Annotated in this window: 1 protein-coding gene; it reads right to left on the bottom strand. The window is 34.7% G+C overall.

The genetic code is table 11. From position 1 onward, the window contains the following. Positions 1-22: 22 nt before the first annotated feature. Entirely contained in the window at positions 23-280 is a 258-nt protein-coding gene (locus OQ5_RS0102935) for a hypothetical protein (protein WP_016776063.1), read from the bottom strand. Positions 281-726: the final 446 nt, after the last annotated feature.

Genomic DNA, 726 nt, shown 5'->3' with positions numbered 1-726 from the left:
GCACTCATATAATGAGAATTTTTCAGGATGTGATCCTTTTTTTGGATAAATGGTGCATCGATGAGCTCATCTTATGCACCCTCAAGCATTTATCTTCATCGTTGGTCCCCATCGGGCCACTCATTACTATCAGCCAGTCGTAGTCTCCAGGCTCAGGGATGGTATATTTTTCGAAAAATCTGGTGTAATGTAGTTGGTGCCCTTCTTTATTTATCCAGGTTTTTATATGTCCCAAATCTTCAAAGGGGACATGCTGAAAACAATGTATTTTTAGCGGCATAGGTTCAAATTGTTGGGGTTTTGTTCAAAAATAACAAAAAATAATCACTATGGATGTTTTTTTAGGGGGGGTATTCATTTTATCGTATTTTACGATTTTTTATTGTTCCAATAGTCGGTAAGAAAAGCCTAAACGCAAAGACGTAGTGACGCAAAGTTTTTATTATGAGAGTGTTGTGGTTAGCATCATTGATCGTTTAAACAATTAATTTCCAGACCTCTGCAATCAATGGTTTATTATAAATGCTTTTTGTTTGATAAATAGCAGAATAATAGGCCAATATGAATAACGTTACTTTTAATATTTAAAGGTCTGTTGCTCTAAAGATTTGTTGTTAATAATGCATTATAGTTCGAAGTTTTGGTGCAGTTTTGCTATTTTTGAATTTTCGTACCGATTTGGTTGGGTTCTATTCCTGTTAGATTCTTGAGTCAGGTCTAAAAAGC

The organism is Anaerophaga thermohalophila str. Valhall, from assembly GCF_000250735.1.
Lineage (GTDB): Bacteria > Bacteroidota > Bacteroidia > Bacteroidales > Marinilabiliaceae > Anaerophaga > Anaerophaga thermohalophila_A.
This window is presented reverse-complemented; position numbering and strand designations above follow the sequence as displayed.